This is a genomic window from Comamonas sp. GW821-FHT11H03, assembly GCF_058807955.1.
The window spans coordinates 560,842-578,053 of record NZ_JBXARF010000002.1 but is presented as its reverse complement, the minus strand read 5'-3'; the positions used below and the strand labels follow the sequence as shown (position 1 = coordinate 578,053).

General features: G+C 63.4%; 12 protein-coding genes and 1 riboswitch. Of the genes, 6 read left to right on the top strand and 6 right to left on the bottom strand.

Going from position 1 to position 17,212, the window contains the following annotated elements:
• The first annotated feature begins 28 nt into the window (after positions 1-28).
• Positions 29-928: a 2OG-Fe(II) oxygenase gene (locus AC1RTQ_RS07060; RefSeq protein WP_492874828.1), complete on the top strand. Its 900-nt coding sequence runs from the start codon at positions 29-31 to the stop codon at positions 926-928.
• A 73-nt stretch (positions 929-1,001) separates the two neighbouring features.
• Positions 1,002-1,847: an NADPH-dependent 7-cyano-7-deazaguanine reductase QueF gene (gene queF, locus AC1RTQ_RS07055; RefSeq protein WP_304351383.1), complete on the top strand. Its 846-nt coding sequence runs from the start codon at positions 1,002-1,004 to the stop codon at positions 1,845-1,847.
• A 96-nt stretch (positions 1,848-1,943) separates the two neighbouring features.
• Here the strand turns inward: queF and AC1RTQ_RS07050 are convergent, their stop codons facing one another.
• From AC1RTQ_RS07050 to AC1RTQ_RS07035, 4 genes are all read right to left on the bottom strand, one after another.
• The gene (locus AC1RTQ_RS07050) at positions 1,944-4,310 is read right to left on the bottom strand and encodes a hypothetical protein (protein WP_492874827.1); all 2,367 of its coding nucleotides are present in this window, start codon (positions 4,308-4,310) and stop codon (positions 1,944-1,946) included.
• A 74-nt stretch (positions 4,311-4,384) separates the two neighbouring features.
• The gene (locus AC1RTQ_RS07045; RefSeq protein WP_492874826.1) at positions 4,385-5,941 is read right to left on the bottom strand and encodes a methyl-accepting chemotaxis protein; all 1,557 of its coding nucleotides are present in this window, start codon (positions 5,939-5,941) and stop codon (positions 4,385-4,387) included.
• 137 nt (positions 5,942-6,078) lie between these two features.
• A complete protein-coding gene (dinB, locus tag AC1RTQ_RS07040; protein ID WP_492874979.1) occupies positions 6,079-7,296 on the bottom strand; it encodes a DNA polymerase IV in 1,218 nt (405 codons plus the stop codon).
• Between the two features lie 193 nt (positions 7,297-7,489).
• Positions 7,490-9,010: an amino acid permease gene (locus AC1RTQ_RS07035; RefSeq protein ID WP_492874825.1), complete on the bottom strand. Its 1,521-nt coding sequence runs from the start codon at positions 9,008-9,010 to the stop codon at positions 7,490-7,492.
• Between the two features lie 543 nt (positions 9,011-9,553).
• A riboswitch (glycine riboswitch) is annotated at positions 9,554-9,653 on the top strand.
• A gap of 171 nt (positions 9,654-9,824) precedes the next feature.
• On the opposite strand from AC1RTQ_RS07035, the gene AC1RTQ_RS07030 reads away from it, so the two are divergent.
• Positions 9,825-11,093: a D-amino acid dehydrogenase gene (locus AC1RTQ_RS07030; protein ID WP_492874824.1), complete on the top strand. Its 1,269-nt coding sequence runs from the start codon at positions 9,825-9,827 to the stop codon at positions 11,091-11,093.
• Between the two features lie 160 nt (positions 11,094-11,253).
• Here AC1RTQ_RS07030 and AC1RTQ_RS07025 read toward each other — a convergent pair whose 3' ends face one another.
• Positions 11,254-12,186, bottom strand: a complete 933-nt coding sequence (locus AC1RTQ_RS07025) for a DMT family transporter (protein WP_302092020.1) — start codon at positions 12,184-12,186, stop codon at positions 11,254-11,256.
• A gap of 351 nt (positions 12,187-12,537) precedes the next feature.
• On the opposite strand from AC1RTQ_RS07025, the gene nhaA reads away from it, so the two are divergent.
• The 3 genes from nhaA to AC1RTQ_RS07010 all read left to right on the top strand — a co-directional run bounded on the left by nhaA (position 12,538) and on the right by AC1RTQ_RS07010 (position 15,945).
• On the top strand, positions 12,538-13,926 hold the full coding sequence (nhaA, locus tag AC1RTQ_RS07020) for a Na+/H+ antiporter NhaA (RefSeq protein WP_492874978.1): 1,389 nt from the start codon (positions 12,538-12,540) through the stop codon (positions 13,924-13,926).
• A 362-nt stretch (positions 13,927-14,288) separates the two neighbouring features.
• On the top strand, positions 14,289-15,143 hold the full coding sequence (locus AC1RTQ_RS07015) for a tetratricopeptide repeat protein (RefSeq protein WP_492874823.1): 855 nt from the start codon (positions 14,289-14,291) through the stop codon (positions 15,141-15,143).
• A gap of 43 nt (positions 15,144-15,186) precedes the next feature.
• Complete coding sequence (locus tag AC1RTQ_RS07010; protein ID WP_492874822.1) at positions 15,187-15,945, top strand: tetratricopeptide repeat protein; 759 nt, start codon at positions 15,187-15,189, stop codon at positions 15,943-15,945.
• A gap of 55 nt (positions 15,946-16,000) precedes the next feature.
• On the opposite strand, the gene AC1RTQ_RS07005 is transcribed toward AC1RTQ_RS07010, so the two are convergent.
• A complete protein-coding gene (locus AC1RTQ_RS07005) occupies positions 16,001-17,179 on the bottom strand; it encodes an alpha-hydroxy acid oxidase (protein WP_034364828.1) in 1,179 nt (392 codons plus the stop codon).
• Positions 17,180-17,212: the final 33 nt, after the last annotated feature.

Below are 17,212 nucleotides of genomic sequence, written 5' to 3'. Positions count from 1 at the left end.
GGCATCAGTGCGCACTAGCATTGTCGACATGAGCACTTCCACCCAAGACGAGTTCGTCACACCTCCCGGCCTGACACCCGAGCTGATGCAATGGGTGCGCACACAAAGCGCCTCTGGCGTGCCACTGCCATCGCTGCTGCAATCCATGCGCAAGGCGGGCTGGGCCGAGCATCTCGCACGCCGCGCGCTGGCCCTGCCCGAGGAGGGTGTACTGCCCTTGCCTTTCGCAGCAGCCAGACCCGAAGCCGATGTGGCAGTGCAGGTCCATGAGTCAGGCGTTCCCGAGCCCGATCTGCTGACAGATCCCTGCTGCGTCCATGCCGGCGATCGCGATGTCCATGTGCTGATGAGCGTGCGCCACCCGCGCGTCGTGGTGTTCGGCAACCTGCTCTCCAACGAGGAATGCGATGCCATCATCGCAGCTGCCCGCCCGCGCATGCAGCGCTCGCTGACCGTGGACAACCAAAGCGGTGGCGAGGCCATCAACGACGACCGCACCAGCAATGGCATGTTCTTCCAGCGCGGAGAAAACGAGCTCATCAGCCGTGTCGAGCAGCGCATTGCCAGACTGCTGAACTGGCCGCTGGAAAACGGCGAAGGCATGCAGGTGCTGCACTACCGACCAGGCGCCGAGTACAAGCCGCATTACGATTACTTCGCCCCCAGCGAGCCCGGCACGCCGACCATACTCAAACGTGGCGGCCAGCGCGTGGGAACCCTGGTCATGTATCTCAACGAGCCCGCGCGCGGCGGCGCAACCACCTTTCCCGATGTAGGGCTGCAGGTCGTTCCGCGCCGTGGCAATGCCGTATTCTTCAGCTACAACCGGCCCGACCCGGCCACCAAGACCCTGCACGGCGGCGCCCCCGTGCTGGAGGGCGAAAAATGGATTGCCACCAAGTGGCTGCGTGAACGAGAGTTCAAGTAAAACAGGCGCTAGCCCTTACTCATAAAGCGCCAGCAGCTATCCTTTTTACTGCTGGTCATTTTGTTTTTGAATCATGCATACCCCTGAACAATCGCAGCTGGGCAAAAGCTCGGCCTATGTGGACCAGTACGACGCGTCCCTGCTCTTTCCCCTGCCGCGCCTTGCCAAGCGCGAGGAAATCGGCGCTGCCATCAACCCGCCGTTCTTTGGCGCCGATCTGTGGACGGCATTTGAAGTTTCCTGGCTCAATCTGCGCGGCAAGCCCCAGGTGGCGCTGGCGCATTTCACCATCCCCTGCGAAACGCCCAACCTGATCGAGAGCAAGTCCTTCAAGCTGTACCTGAACAGCTTCAACAACACCCGCTTTGCCGACGCCAGCGAGGTGCTGGCGCGCCTGCGCAGTGATCTGTCCGAAGCCACCTGGCGCGGCAGCCAAACCCAGGGCAGCGTGGGTGTGCGGCTGCTGGAAGCGCAGCAGTTCGATGCCCAGCAAGTGCACGAGCTCGACGGTCTGCTGCTGGACCGCCTGGATGTGGAGTGCACCCGGTACACGCCGGCTCCCGAGCTGCTGCGTGCCAACCATGACGAAGCGCCCGTCAGCGAAACCCTGGTCAGCAACCTGCTCAAGAGCAACTGCCTGGTCACCGGCCAGCCCGACTGGGGCAGCGTGCAGATTCAATACAGCGGCGCACAGATCGAGCAGGAAGGTCTGCTGCAGTACCTGGTGAGCTTTCGCAACCACAACGAATTCCATGAGCAATGCGTGGAGCGCATCTTCATGGACATCTGGAGCCGCTGCAAACCCATCAAGCTGGCCGTCTACGCGCGCTACACGCGCCGTGGCGGCCTGGACATCAACCCCTTGCGCACCAGCCACCCGGGCGCCCTGCCCGCCAACGTGCGCACCGCCCGCCAGTAACAGCGGCACGGCCCAATCAAGGGCAGCCAGCAAGGGCCGCCCCGCAGCAAGGCTGCCGTCCCCCTCAAGGGGAGGCCGCAACGCGGCTCAGGGAGATCAACTCTTCCAAGGGCAGTCATCCTGCCCCAGCAAAGCCTCGGCATAACGCAGATCCTGAATGCGCAGCCAAAGCCCGTTCATGCCCTGGCGCAGGGGCTCGACCGCAGCACGCTGCCAGGTCTGCGCCACCACCAGCTGACGCGGCGCCGCCGGCTCTGCCTGGGACTTGTGAACCGCGCTGGCCTCACCCTGCAGCGCCGCCTCGTCAGGCAAGGGCAGATCCTGCCAATGCAGACCCTGGGCATCCCAGCCCTGCAGCACCGGCATGCGCGCCTTGAGCGTCAGCGTGCGCACTTCCTTTTCCACAGGGTTGAGCCAGTGCAGCTGCCACTGCCCCTGTTCGCCATGGCGTGTCTCCACCGGCTCCAGCAAGGCCCAGCCTTCGCCTGAAGGATGGGGACAGGCGCAGGGCCCGACACCGCAGAACGCCAGACCGCTGCGCGTCATGATCACGCCATCCTTGCGAGGTTCATCATGCTGCCAATAGTGGTTGACACGCTCGTTCACGCCGCCCCACCACCAGACGGTGTCGCCGCGCACCTCGTCACGCCAGACATAGTCGCCGTCGGAGCAGGGATGCTGGATCTGCCTCACCTCGCGCCAGCGCGGCAGCAACTGCCAGCGCCCTTGCGCATCGGGCGCCAGTTCGCGCTCGGAGTAAAGCGGGCGCCAGTCGGGTCTGGCCAGATGGCTGGCCGACACGGACTGCAGAGGCCAGCGCCAGGATGCGGTGGAGGGGTCCCAGTCCTTGTCCGCCAGACTGGCCGTCAACGCCAGCACGCGCATGCGGGCGGCCATGCCGCCCTTGACCGACGGCACAGCAGCCAGCCGCACCACGGGCCAGGGCAGGTCCACGCTTTGCAGTCGCTCCCCATCCCAGACCTGCAGGCTGCCGCTGCCGCCGCGAATCGGGGCGCGGCCATGGGGCATGAGAACCGCCCAGCGCCCCTGCACGATCACATGCTCCAGCGCCCAGCTGCCGGGCAGATGGCGCTCGCCCCATTGCAGGTTGTAGGCCGCTGTTTCACCCAGCTCCTCCCTGGCGGGCTTGGACAGGGTCCAGATCAGGCGCTGACCCTTGAGTGGCTCGCTCTGCGCGCGCCACAGCGCGGGCTGCGCCGGGTCACGCAGCCAGTCGAAGCTCACGGGCAGCGAGGGTTGGGTGATGGGCAGACCATCGCGCTGATGGGCTGCGCAGACATCCACCTCGCTCATGGCGCAGCTGATGCTGGTGCCATCGTGCAGGCGTTCGGTCTCGGGTATATCGAGCTGCACTTTCTGCAGCAGCAGTTCATTGAGCCAGCTCAGCGGCAAAGCACCGGACTCCTGCTCATCACCCGGCCGGGCCAGGCCCAATCGTGCCAGGCCCAGCGCCCAGGGCTTGCGGTCCTCGGGCATCAACTCCGGCCATTGCTGCCAGCCCCCCTCCATGGTCCAGACGGCCAGCCGCAGGCTGGCCTGGCTGGCATCGCCCTGGGTCGGGTAGGCATAAAGCGCAAAGGCCTGGGCATCGGCACGCCAGACCATGCTGTGATTCTCGTCCAGCACCCAGGGCTGGGGGGACTCGCCCAGCATCAGCTGCCAGTGCGGATTCTGGAGCGGAGCCATGGGGTAGCGCAGCTTGCGCAGCGAAGCCGGCCAGTGGCGCTGCAGCAGCACCGGCGGCACCGAGCTGGGCTGAGCCGGTTGCGGCAGGGTTGGCATGGGCCGGGCGACTTCGACCGGCAGGCAGTCTGCCGGCACCCAGAGATCCACCACCTGCTGCAGGGGCTGCGGCTGCGCAGCCATATGCTCGCCCAGCCAGCCCTCGAAGTTGGCATCGGACATGATCACATGTGCATCGTCGGCAATGCCGCTCTCGTTGATGCTCTCGCCACTCCAGCGCGGCATGCGCCAGTGGATGGCATCCAGCAGCTCGCCTTCCGGCTTGTCTATGCGCCAGCTGCGACGTGATTTGCGATCGACCAGATGGGCGGCCTCGCTGTCGTAAAAGCCCGTGCGCAGCCAGCGCCCGTCATAGGAGGTGTGCATGTCCATCTCCCAGACATGGGGCAGATAGACGCCGTCCGCACACAGCACGTCGCCGTAGATGGGGCCGCCCATGCCGCGCTCGCCCTGGGGGCGAAAATTCACATCCCGATTGGACTCCGACACCATGTCCGCCTGCGCCGCAAGCTCTTGATCGGAGGGTGTCTGCGCCGCAGCCTCCGACGCCGTTCTGGCCTGGGCCACAGACGGCTCGGCCTCCTGCCCCACAGTTGCAGACGGTGCCGGTCTGGCGTCAGCGCGCAAACGCGATATCAGCCAGATCAGCAAACACAGGGCCAGCGCCGCAATGGCGATCAGGATCAGCACAACACTCATGCCGCAATCCTACCCAAAGCCGATGTGAAAAAGGCAGCTCCACGGCTGCCTTTTCAGAGCAAGGCCACAAAAGCCTATAGATGGAACACGTCCACCGAACGCTCCAGCGTCTTGGCACTCTGGCGCAGCGATTGCGCGGCGCTGGTCGACTGCTCCACCAGAGCCGCATTCTGCTGAGTCACGGAGTCGAGCTGGGCCACGGCCTCGTTGACCTGGGAGATGCCTATCGATTGCTCACGCGTGGCAATGCTGATCTGGTGCACCAGGGAGCCGACCTTGTCCACGGCCTGCACCATGCCGTCTATGGTCTGGCCTGCGGCACGCATGCGCGCATTGCCGTCGTTGATGCCGTCGACCGTGCGGTTGATGAGCACGCTGATCTCCTTGGCCGCCTCGGCACTGCGCTGGGCCAGTGCCCGCACCTCGCCCGCCACCACGGCAAAGCCGCGCCCCTGCTCGCCGGCACGCGCCGCCTCCACGGCCGCGTTCAGTGCCAGCAGATTGGTCTGGAAGGCAATGCTCTCGATCACGCCAATGATTTCGCTCATGCGCGTCGAGGAGCCCCGAATATGTTCCATGGCCTGGCCCACCTCGCTGATGGCAGCGCCGCTGCGGCTGGCCACCTTGCTGCTCTCGTCGCTGGCTCCGGCCATGAACTGGGCCGTATCGGCCGTCTGCGACACGGTGCCCGAAATCTCCTCCATCGAGGCCGCTGTCTGCTGCAGGCTGGTGACCTGCGACTCGGTACGCCCTGCCAGATCGAAACTGCTCTGGGCGATTTCATGGGCGGTCTGGGCAAAGCCCTGCACCTCGGTGCGCACATCCCCCACCACGGCGCGCAGATTGATCTGGATCTGCTGCAGCCTCAGCATCAGCGCCCCCATGGCACCGCTGTAGGTCTGGCTGCATTCGGTGCTCAGGTTGCAGGCGGCCACATCGGCAGCAAAGCGGCTGGCTTCCTCCAGTCCCGCCACGCAGCGCCGTTGAAAGCGCCACAGCACGAATGCGCCGCCAGCCACCAGGCTTGCAGCACGCCAGCCCCAGGCGGCTGCACCCTGCCAGCCCAGCATATCGGGCAGCATGGCGATCAATGCCACGATGGCCAGCAACCAGGCCATGCGCGCCACCAGGCCCACATCCTTGCGACCATCCCACCAGCCCATCAGGCCCAGACGGCGCACCGAGCCTGCGCGCAGGCGGAAGCTGGCCTGTGCCTGCTTTTCCTCGTCGCGCATGCGCGCGTACAGCGCTTCGGCTTCGGCCACCTCCCTGGCCGAAGGCTTGGTACGCACCGACAGATAGCCGCTTGGCTTGCCGCCTTCCATGATGGGCGTGACATTGGCCCGCACCCAGTAGTGATCGCCGTTCTTGCGGCGGTTCTTGACCAGTGCCGTCCAGGGATAGCCATGAGCAATGGTGCGCCACATGTCCTTGAAGGCAGCGGCCGGCATGTCGGGATGGCGAATCAGATTGTGCGGCTGGCCGATCAGCTCTTCGTAGGCATAGCCGCTGACGCGCACGAAGGCCGGATTGCAGTGAGAGATCTCGCCCTTGGTGTTGGTGCTGGAGACCAACAGCTCGTCACCCGGAAAGTCGTAGTTTTGTTGAGATACCGGCAGGTTCAGGCGCATGCTTTGCACTCCTCCAATAGGCCTATGTAGTTTTTGTTCGAGAGTGAGCGATCAGGCATCCCGTAGTCAGCTGGTTAACCAGATACACAAATTCACACTTGAATCATCGCACAGTGATGATTCCCGATCCCCCAGGCTCAGAACAGAGATGCGGTATAGGGATCCAAATGCTTGACGGAGGTCAAACCATAAGGCCTCAGCAGTAGCTCTCTTGCCACCGGATCGTGAGCGCTGGCCTGCCAGAGCTGCTCGGCGATCAGGCCCGAAACCTTGACCCCCAGCAGCCTGATGCGCTTGCCCAGTGGCACGCGCTTGAGGCATTGGCCTGCAGCCAGGCGGATGGCAGCCGCATCCTGTATCGGCAGGTTCAGGGTCTGGTCCCGCGTGGCGATCCTGAAATCGTCATAGCGCAGCTTGATGCCCACCGTACGTCCCATATAGCCCTTGCGCCGCAGATCCTCGGCCAGCCGCTCGCACAGGTCCGTGAAGATGGCCCCCAGCTCGGCCTTGTCGCGCACGGCATGCAGATCGCGCTCGAAGGTGGTCTCGCGGCTCATGGACACCGGCTCGCTCTCGGTCACCACGGCGCGCTCGTCCCGCCCCCAGGCCGACTCGTGCAGCCAGTGGCCATAGCTTTTGCCAAACCAGTGCAGCAGCTGTGGCAGGCTTTGCGCGGCCAGGTCGCCAATGGTTTCTATGCCCAGGCTCTTGAGCTTGGCATCGGCCTTGGGCCCTATGCCGTTGACCTTGCGGCAAGCCAGCGGCCAGATCCGGCTTTGCAGATCTTCGGGCTGGACGATGGAGATGCCGTTGGGCTTGTTGAACTCGCTGGCCATCTTGGCCAGCAGCTTGTTGGGAGCCACACCGACCGAGCAGGTCAGGCCCGTGGCGTCGAAGATGGATTTCTGGATCAGCCGGGCCAGCACGCGTCCGCCTTCGCGCTGGCCGCCGGGCACGTCGGTGAAGTCGATGTAGACCTCGTCCACGCCACGGTTCTCCATGAGCGGCGCAATCGACACGATGATCTCTTTGAAGGCCCGCGAAAAGCGCCGGTACTCGGCAAAGTCCACGGGCAGAAGAATCGCCTGCGGGCACAGCCTGGCGGCCTTCATCATGCCCATGGCCGAGCCCACGCCGAACTGCCGGGCCGCATAAGTGGCCGTGGTGATCACGCCGCGCCCCGTGTAATCGCGCAGCAGCGGAAAGTCCGCCACCGGGATCTCGGACAGCGCCCGCCCCGCATGCCGCGCCAGCAGCTGCTCGTCAAAGCTGCGCCGCCCGCCGCCGATCACCACCGGCAGCCCCTTGAGCTGCGGGTAGCGCAACAGCTCCACGGAGGCGTAGAACGCATCCATGTCCAGATGCGCTATGCGCCTGGGCCTGGGCTCGGGGCTGGTGGGAAGATCGCTCACAGTGCCGATTTTGCCTGCGCTGGCAAGAGACGGCAGCCATGCGTCAAACAGGCACACGGGCACCGGGAAACAGCAAGCAGCTCCCGCCCCTGCCGCTACCCCTTCCCGCACGAAGAAGGGGAAGGCTCAAACCGCCTCAGGACGACACCTTGCCCTGCTTGATGTCTTCGAGCTCGTCAAAACGCATATCGGCATAGCTGATCCAGGTCTTGCGCTTGACCAGCCAGTAACCCAGCCAGAACAGCAGGAACAGCGGAATGCCCAGATAGGTCGAGACCACGCTGCCCCAATCGATGCGATCTTCCAGGAAGGCCTGGTAGTTCTGGCCCAGCGTCACCACCAGACACAGCACAAAGGCAAAGATGGGTCCGAAGGGGAAGGCGCCGGCCTTGTAGGGCAGCAGGCCCACATCATGACCATGCATGACATAGCCGCGACGGAAGCGGTAGTGGCTGACGGCAATGCCCAGCCAGACGATGAACTCCGTCATGCCGGCCAGATTCAGCAGCCAGATATAGACGGCCTGCGGGCTGTAGAGCGAGGAGAACAGGCACAGGCTGGCCACCAGCGTGCTGCCGATCAAGGCCACCAGCGGCACGCCGTTCTGGGTCAGCCGGGAGAAGATGCGCGGCGCATTGCCCTCGGTGGCCATGTTGTAGAGCATGCGCGTGGCCGCATACATGCCCGAGTTGCCGGCCGACAGCACCGAGGTCAGGATCACCGCATTCATCACCGTGGCCGCCGACAGCAGGCCCGCGTGCTGGAACACCAGCGTGAACGGGCTCACGGCGATATCGGCCACATCGGTGCGCAGCAGCTGCGGATCGGTGTAGGGAATCAGAAAGCCGATGACGATGATGGCCAGCACATAGAACAGCAGAATGCGCCAGAACACTTGGCGAATCGCACGCGGCACGTTCTCGCGCGGATTCTCGGATTCGCCCGCCGCAACGCCCACCAGCTCCGTGCCCTGGAAGGAATAGGCCACGATCATGGCCACGCCCACAAAGGTCGCGAAACTGCCGACGAAAGGCGCATCGCCCGTGGTCCAGTTCTCGAAACCGGGCGCATGGCCGTTGCTGATGATGCCGAACAGAATCAGCACGCCGGTGATCAGAAAGGCCACCACGGCCAGCACCTTGATCAGCGCGAACCAGTACTCGGCCTCGGCAAAGCCGCGCGCGGAAAACGCGTTCAGCCCCACCATCAGTAGCAGGAACAGGCCGCTCCAGAGGATGCCCGGCACATTCGGAAACCAGTAGGCCATGACCAGCTGCGAGGCCACCAGATCCACCGCCACCACCACGGCCCAGCTGAACCAGAAGTTCCAGCCCAGCGCAAAGCCGAAGCCGCGATCTACATAGCGCGAGGCATAGGTAGAGAAGGAACCGGCCACAGGCATGAAGGCAGCCAGCTCGCCCAGGCTGGTCATGATGTAGTAGACCATGATGCCGATGAGCAGATAGGTGAGCACGGCACCGCCGGGGCCGATCTGGGCGATGGCCGAGCCGGAGGCCACAAACAGGCCCGTGCCGATGGCGCCGCCAATGGCGATCATGCTCAGGTGGCGCTGCTTGAGCACCCGGTGCAAGCGGGGCTGCTTATCGTCACCATCGCCAGTCGGCGCGAGCTGCTGGCTTGAGTTGGGTTGGGACATAAATGTCTTGTTGTAATGGTTTGCGCCCATCCGGACAAAACACCCAACCATCCCGCAGGCGCTGCGACTGGCAACGCAAAAAGGCGACCATGACGGTCGCGGTCAACAAGGACAAAGGAACGAAGCCATGACAGCAGAACGCCATGGCGGATAGGCCAGTTGCATTCTGAATCGGCAGCCACCCCGGTCGGGTGCTTCAATGGCAAAGCGGTGATATCGCCGGGCCCATTGACAGGCAAAGACGATATTTTGCCCAAATCCACCAACGTCCATGAGCCGCTGTGCCAATGCAGGGGCTGACTCTGGGGCTGCTCAGGCACTCTTGACAGAGCTTATAGCTATGAATTTGAAAGCATGTTGCGCATGAATATATTCACTTTCATGGTCAAACAACATTGAGTTCTACAGGGCACATGCGGTAATTGCTATCAAATATTACAGAAGCGGCATGATCGGCCATGGCTGCCCCCTGGCGCAGAAGTCGAGTAAACCCGTATATCCAGACGCCGCCATTCTTCCTACATTTGCCCACAGGCTCTCAGCCCGGTGATGCCGAGAGAGACTGCAGCGCAAACTTGGCGCATGCAGCGCCGAAGGAGCAACCGCCCCGGAAACTCTCAGGCCAAAGGATCGGCATCGCTTTCAGACACTCTGAAGAATGTCCGGACGTCATCGTCCGCCGGGCATACCGAAGGAGCAAGCGAGCAGCGCCGCAAGGCCCTGCCTCGTGAATCTCTCAGGTCCAGAACAGAGGGGGCGTCCGCTGCGCATGTTGCGCACGGGCTCCACCCTTGACGCATCTGGAATCTGAATCATGAAGACAATCGCCGTCATCGGCGGTGGCATCACGGGCGTGACCACCGCCTACGCCCTCGCACGCCGCGGATTTTCCGTCACCCTGTTCGAGAAGCAGCGCTATGCCGCCATGGAAACCTCGTTCGCCAATGGCGGCCAGCTCTCGGCCTCCAACGCCGAGGTCTGGACCCACTGGTCCACCATCGTCAAGGGCCTCAAATGGATGCTCAAGAGCGATGCTCCGCTACTGCTCAACCCCAAGCCCAGCTGGCACAAGATTTCCTGGTTCTGCCAGTTTCTCGCTGCCATCCCCCATTACGAGAAAAACACCGTGGAGACCGCCAGACTGGCGATTGCGGCACGCGAACACCTGTTTGGCTGGGCGGCCAGCGAAGGCATTGACTTCGATCTGAAGCAAAAAGGCATCTTGCATATCTACCGCGACCGAGCAGGCTTTGAACATGCGGGCAAGGTGTCCCAGTTGCTGGCCAAAGGCGGGCTGGAGCGCCGCGCCGTGACACCGCAGGAGATGCGCTCCATCGAGCCGACCCTGTCCGGAACCTTCTATGGCGGCTACTTCACCGAGAGCGACTCCACCGGCGACATCCACAAGTTCACCAGCGGCCTTGCCGCCGCCTGCGAGCGACTGGGCGTGCAATGCCGCTACGGTCAGGAGATCGTGGCGGTGGACAGCAATGGCAAGCAGGCCAGCGTAACCGTGCGCCAGGGTCTGGAAACCGAAACCTCGACCTTCGACGCCATGGTGGTCTGCGCGGGCACGGCCAGCCGCGCGCTGGCCGCTCAGCTCGGCGACAGCGTCAACATCTACCCGGTCAAGGGCTATTCCATCACGGTCAATCTGACGGATGAAGCCAGCCGAGCCGCTGCCCCCTTGGTGAGCCTGCTGGACGACGAGACCAAGCTGGTCACCAGCCGCCTGGGTGACGATCGCTTCCGCGTGGCCGGCACGGCCGAATTCAACGGCTACAACAAGGACATCCGCGCCGACCGCATCCGACCGCTCATCGAATGGGTGCAGCAATGCTTCCCGGGCGTCAGCACACGCAGCGTCGTGCCCTGGGCCGGTCTGCGTCCCATGATGCCGGACATGCTGCCGCGCGTGGGCTCTGGCAACAAGCCCTGCGTGTTCTACAACACCGGCCACGGCCATCTGGGCTGGACCTTGTCGGCCGTCACCGCCGACATGGTCGGCGATGTCGTGCTGCAGTCCATGGGCAGCGCCAGCAGGCGGTCACAGCCGGCCACGCTGACCACCGCCAGCGCCTGATAGCGGCTTCAAGGAACTGTAGCAACAAGCCAGGCACGGCATCGCGCATTCTCGCTGCAGAAAGCTATTTTTTCAGGAGCTTATTTTGCTATTCCACGTTTAATTTCAAGGACTTTTCACCTTGAAAATGAACACTGAAAAGCGCAAGCAGCTCTTGAAATCAGAGCTGCAGACAGATCAGCACCAGGCCCAGCATCATCAGCGCCATGCCCAGCTTTTCCGTCAGCGACAGCTTCTCGCTGAACACCTTGCGAGAGACGATATAGCTGAACACCACCTCCACCATGCCCAGGGTGCGCACGGCGGCAGCCCCCTGCATGGCATAGGCGGTGAACCAGGCCAGCGAGGCCGCAGCGCCCATGCTGCCGGCCAGCAGCGAGATGCGCCAGGCCTTGAAGATGGGGCGCAAGCCCTGTTCATGGGTTCTGGCGATCCAGGCGCTCATGACGACGGACTGCATGGTCTGCGCAATCAGCACGCCCCAGGCCCCCGACAACCAGGGCGAGCTCACGCCCAGTGTTGCGATCTCGACCGCGCCGCCGCGAAAGCCCACCGTGGCCAGCGCAAAACAGGCGCCGCAGATCAGCCCGTAGACCGAGGATTTGCTGGTCCAGGCCGAGAGCGTGAACAGCTGCCCGCGCGGCGGCAGCGACAGCATCAGCACGCCCACCGTGGCAAGCACCATGGCCAGCAGCGCCAGCCGGGTCGGCAGCTCATGCAGGAACATGGCGGCAAACAGGGCCACCTGCAGCACCTCGGTCTTGGACAGCGTGACCGCCACGGCAAAGTTGCGCTCCTTCATGGCCATGAGCAAGGCGACCGTGGCTGCGACCTGAAAGAGCGCACCAAGCGCAATCCAGCCCAGATACGCGACGCTGAACTTCGGCAGCACCTGGGACGGATCGCCCAGACCATACAGCGCCAACAGATAGACGGCGGCAAACGGCAGGCCATAGAGAAAGCGCACCAGCGTGGCCGGCAGGGTGCCGACCTGCGTCGTCAGCGAGCGCTGGGCCGTGTTGCGCACCGTCTGCGCCGCCGCCGCAAACAGCACCACTCCCACCCACAGATATTCCATTCCTATGCCCGGCATGAGACGCTTTCTTTTTTGTGAACGCGCCAGCATAGCGCCGGCTGCCGGGCAGTGCTGACGCGATTCGTGCAGTCCGCCCGCTCAAGCCAAGGCGACGTGAAGCACGAACGGCTTCCGTGCTGATGGCGACGTCTTTTTCCCGGCAAATAAACCCCATATCCAGGCCATTGCTGCGTCTTTAGCTACAATTTCAGCCGGGTGCCCGCCGCACGAGGTGGCGATGGCAGGTGAATGTTCATGCGCAGGTCGGGCCGCCAGCGCGTCAGTCGTCCAGGAATGCAGACGGCACCAGCAGGCATTGCCTCGGGTGCAGAACGCCTTCAGCGCACGACTTCAGACACCTACCAACTCATGGACCCACAAACACTTGTGCAGGCCCCTGCGCCTTTTGCATCCCAAAATTCGCCCCGTGTCCCCGCGCTGCAATCCGCGACCGAGCGCGTGCAGGCACAAATCTCGCACCTGCTGCATATCGAGTCCTTCGCCGGCATGGTGCTCATGCTGGCCGCTGCGGCAGCCCTGATCTGGGCCAACTCCGCTGCAGCTCCAAGCTACTTTGCACTGTGGCATGCGCCCGTCGCGCTGACGCTTGGCCCATGGAGCTTCAGCACCGATCTGCATTTCATCGTCAACGACGTTCTGATGACGGTGTTCTTTCTGGTCGTGGGCATGGAGATCCGGCGCGAGCTGCACAACGGCGCGCTGGCCAGCCTGCGCCAGGCCAGCCTGCCGCTGATCGCAGCCATCGGCGGCGTGGCCGTGCCCGCGCTCATCTACGTGGCCCTCGCGGGCAACGACAGGACACTGCTCAACGGCTGGGCAATTCCGACGGCGACCGACATCGCGTTTGCCGTGGGCGTGCTGGCCTTGCTGGGCCGCAATATCCCGGGTGCACTGCGCATCTTCCTGCTGGCCCTGGCCATCATCGACGACATAGTGGCCGTGCTCATCATCGCGTTCTTCTACTCGGGCGGCCTGCAGGCCATGGGCTTTGTAGTTGCCGCAGCTGGCGTGCTGCTGGTGCTGCTGTTCAACCGCATGGGCATTGCCGCCGCGCCCCTGTATGTGCTGCCCGGAGCCATTCTCTGGTTCGGCCTGCTCAAGACCGGCGCTCACCCCACTCTGGCAGGTGTGGTGCTGGGTCTGATGACGCCTGTGTTTGTACGCCCCACTCCCATGCCGCTGCTGATCACGGCACAGACGGCGATGCGCAAGGCTGGCGAGCAGATGCTCAGCGGCCGGCCCGATCCGCAGCACCTGCTGCAGGAGCTGCGCACCGCCCAGCTCGCACAGCGCGACCTGTTGCCGCCCGCTCTGCGCCTGCCCATGATTCTGCATCCCTGGGTGGCGTTTTGCATCATGCCCATCTTTGCGCTGGCCAATGCCGGCGTGCAATTCTCGGACATAGACCTGAGCGCGAGCGCACCGCAGACCACGGCCATGGCCGTGCTGGTGGCCCTGGTGCTGGGCAAGCCCCTGGGCGTCTTCATCTGCACCTGGCTAGCCGTCAAGAGCGGGCTGTGCAGCCTGCCCGAGGGCCTGAACTGGCGCGGTGTGCTGCTGGTGGGTCTGCTGGCCGGCATAGGCTTTACCATGTCCATCTTTGTCGGCGGCCTGGCCTTTGCCGATGCGAAGCTGCTGGGCGCGGCCAAGCTGGGCATTCTGGCAGGCTCGGCCGTCGCCGCCTTGCTGGGGCTGGGCTATGGCTTTGCCATGCGCAAGCGCCTGCAGCACGCATAAGCACTTCTCGATCGTGATGCCCAATGGGGCTAGAAACAGTCAAAGGCGTTCCTGTTTGGTGACTAGAATGCCTCCTCGCTCTGCCCCGCAATCCGCATATCTGCCTGCTCCATTGACGGCAATGACCAGTGCTCCAGAGATTCTCGATCCATGCTCAGGCGTCAATCGGCCAGGACCCGGTGTTCGCAGGTCTCGCTGTGCAGCGTCCCTGCACGCTCACGCACAGTGAACCGCTTCACCGTGCTCCTGCACCGGCTCTCAGGCAAAGGCCTCAGGGCCGCCTGAAGCGATGACGAGCTTTGCAGTTGCAGGCCGAAAACGGCACCTCCATCCCAAGAACATCAGGAAAAATGCAGAAAAACATGCTTCACCTTTACTCCGCTGCCGCACTGCTGCTAGCCAGCACCTTGGCCATGGCCCAACCCGCAGACCTGTTGCGCAAAGCACAGGCGGGGGATGCCCAGGCACAGCTTGACCTGGGCCAGATGTACGCAGATGGCCGTGAGGTGTTGCAAAGCGACGAGAAAGCCGCGCAATGGTTTGGCCTGGCAGCCGCACAAGGCAACGCCTTGAGCCAGAGCAATCTCGGCCTGATGTATGACCGTGGCCGTGGTGTGGCGCAGAACGATCAGGAGGCCGTCAAGTGGTATCGCCTCTCGGCAGCGCAGGGCGAGGCCAACGGCCAGTTCAATCTTGGCGTCATGTACGAAGACGGCCGCGGGGTGGAGCAAAGCGATCAGGAAGCCGTCAAGTGGTATCGGCTTGCCGCCGCGCAGAACCTTCTCGATGCCCAGTACAACCTGGGGCTGATGTATGTCAGCGGCCGCGGGGTGGAGCAAAGCGATCAGGAGGCCGCCAAATGGTTTGGCATCACGGCCGCCAAGGGCCACGACTCGGGCCAGGCCAACCTCGCCGTGATGTATGCCACCGGTCGCGGCGTGCCGCTCGACGAGAAGGAGGCAGCCCGACTGCTGGGCCTGGCCGCGGAGCAAGGCAATGCGACGGCCCAGGTCAACCTCGGCACGATGTTTGAGGAAGGCCGCGGCGTCAAGCGCAGCCTGTCTCAGGCCTATTTCTGGTACTCCCTGGCAGCCGCCCAGGGCCTGGAGGACACGGTGTCGCTGCGCGATGCTGCGGCCCAGAAGCTCAAGCCTGCGGAGCGCGCCGCCCTGGACAAGAAAATCGGTGCCTGGAAACCCAAGACGACAAATCGCTGAATTTGCGCATTCGAAACAGCAACCCCTTATCGACAGGCAATCCATGAAAAAGCAATTCAGCCATCTCCTTTGCGCAGCCGCCCTGCTGCTGTCCGGCCCTCTGGCCATCGCGCAATCGGCCGACCTGCTGCAAAAAGCCCAGGCGGGCGATGCCCAGGCGCAGTTCAAGCTCGCGGCCGTCTATCTCACGGGCCGCGGTGGACCCAAGAATGATGACGAAGCCGCCAAGTGGTTCATGCTGGCCGCAAAGCAGGGCCACGCCGAAAGCCAGGCCAATATGGGCCTGATGTACGGCCGCGGACGCGGCGTGCCGCAAAGCGATGAAGAGGCCGTCAAGTGGTATCGCCTGGCGGCAGAACAAGGCGATGTCGATGGCCTGTTCAACCTCGCGGTGATGTATGACGACGGACGGGGCGTGGCTGAGAACCCGGAAGAAGCCGTCAGGCTGTACCGCCTTGCCGTGGCACAAAACCATGTATCGAGCCAGAGCAATCTCGGCTATATGTACGACCATGGCCGTGGCGTGGCGCAAGACAGCAAGGAGGCCTTCAAGTGGTACATGATTGCGGCAGAACAAGGAGATGCCAATAGCCAGTTCAACGTGGGCTCCATGTATGCCTTGGGCCGCGGTGTCAGCCAAAGCTGGCCCCAGGCTTATTTCTGGGCGCTGTTGGCAGCCAGGGATGGCGAGAAGGATTCGGCCAAGCAGCAGGAAATCATTGCCAAGAAATTGAAGCCGGCGCAACGGGCCAAGATCCAGCAGCAGGTGCAGGAGTGGAAGCCCAAGGCCGGCAACTCCTGACCTGCGGCCAGAGGTCGCGGCGGCTTGCAGCGCAGCAAGCCGCCGACAACACGGATCAGATCACTGCAAACGGCTTGGGATAGGTGCCTGGCAACAGAATCTCTTTGCCGACATGGTTGATATTGGTGTGCCCGCAGAAGGCCATGGTGGTATCGAGCTCCTTGTGGATGATCTGCAGCGCCTTGCTCACGCCGGCCTGGCCATAGGCCCCCAGACCATAGAGGAAGCTGCGACCTATCATCGTGCCTTGCGCACCCAGTGCGCGGGCCTTGAGCACGTCCTGACCGCTGCGAATGCCGCCATCCATCCAGACTTCGATGTCCTTGCCCGCAGCCTCTGCAATCGACGGCAAGGCGGCAATCGAAGAAGGCGCACCGTCAAGCTGACGGCCGCCATGGTTGCTGACCACCAGCGCGTCAGCACCGCTTTGCGCCGCCAGACGTGCATCTTCGGCATCCATCACGCCCTTGAGAATGATCTTGCCGCCCCAGAGCTTCTTGATCCATTCCACATCGCTCCAGTTCAGTGACGGATCGAACTGATCTGCCGTCCAGGACGACAGCGAGGAGACATCGCCCACACCATCCACATGGCCGACGATATTGCCGAAGCTGCGGCGCTTGGTACCCAGCATTCCCAGGCACCAGTGCGGTTTGGTCGCCAGATTGATGAGGTTTGCCAGTGTGGGCTTGGGCGGGGTGGACAGGCCGTTCTTGATGTCCTTGTGGCGCTGCCCAAGGATCTGCAGGTCCAGCGTCACCACCAGCGCCGAGCAGTTGGCCGCCTTGGCACGATTGATCAGGCGCTCCATGAAGGCCTTGTCCCGCATCACATACAGCTGGAACCAGAACGGATGGCGATCGGTGTGCTCGGCGATGTCCTCCAGCGAACAGATGCTCATGGTGGACAGCGTGAACGGCACGCCAAAAGCCTTGGCGGCCTTGGCTCCAAGAATCTCGCCATCGGCATGCTGCATGCCCGTCAGGCCTGTGGGCGCAATCGCCACCGGCATCGCGACCTCCTCGCCGATCATGGTGGTGCGCGTGCTGCGCCCTTCCATGTTCACGGCCACACGCTGACGCAGCTTGATGCTCTGGAACTCGTCTTCGTTGGCCCGATACGTGCCCTGGGTGTAAGAGCCCGAATCGGCGTAGTCATAGAACATGCGCGGCACACGACGCTTGGCCACCACACGCAGGTCTTCGATACAGGTGATTTTGGAAAGATCGCTCACGACTTCTAGCCTTGTAATTGGAATTGAACCCGA

Coding starts and splice junctions, on each gene's coding strand:
- AC1RTQ_RS07025 (WP_302092020.1), bottom strand. CDS start 12,186: ATGCCGGGCATAGGAATGGAATATCTGTGGGTGGGAGTGGTGCTGTTT.
- AC1RTQ_RS07050 (WP_492874827.1), bottom strand. CDS start 4,310: ATGAGTGTTGTGCTGATCCTGATCGCCATTGCGGCGCTGGCCCTGTGT.
- dinB (WP_492874979.1), bottom strand. CDS start 7,296: ATGGATGCGTTCTACGCCTCCGTGGAGCTGTTGCGCTACCCGCAGCTC.
- AC1RTQ_RS07030 (WP_492874824.1), top strand. CDS start 9,825: ATGAAGACAATCGCCGTCATCGGCGGTGGCATCACGGGCGTGACCACC.
- AC1RTQ_RS07045 (WP_492874826.1), bottom strand. CDS start 5,941: ATGCGCCTGAACCTGCCGGTATCTCAACAAAACTACGACTTTCCGGGT.
- nhaA (WP_492874978.1), top strand. CDS start 12,538: ATGGACCCACAAACACTTGTGCAGGCCCCTGCGCCTTTTGCATCCCAA.
- queF (WP_304351383.1), top strand. CDS start 1,002: ATGCATACCCCTGAACAATCGCAGCTGGGCAAAAGCTCGGCCTATGTG.
- AC1RTQ_RS07010 (WP_492874822.1), top strand. CDS start 15,187: ATGAAAAAGCAATTCAGCCATCTCCTTTGCGCAGCCGCCCTGCTGCTG.
- AC1RTQ_RS07015 (WP_492874823.1), top strand. CDS start 14,289: ATGCTTCACCTTTACTCCGCTGCCGCACTGCTGCTAGCCAGCACCTTG.
- AC1RTQ_RS07035 (WP_492874825.1), bottom strand. CDS start 9,010: ATGTCCCAACCCAACTCAAGCCAGCAGCTCGCGCCGACTGGCGATGGT.
- AC1RTQ_RS07060 (WP_492874828.1), top strand. CDS start 29: ATGAGCACTTCCACCCAAGACGAGTTCGTCACACCTCCCGGCCTGACA.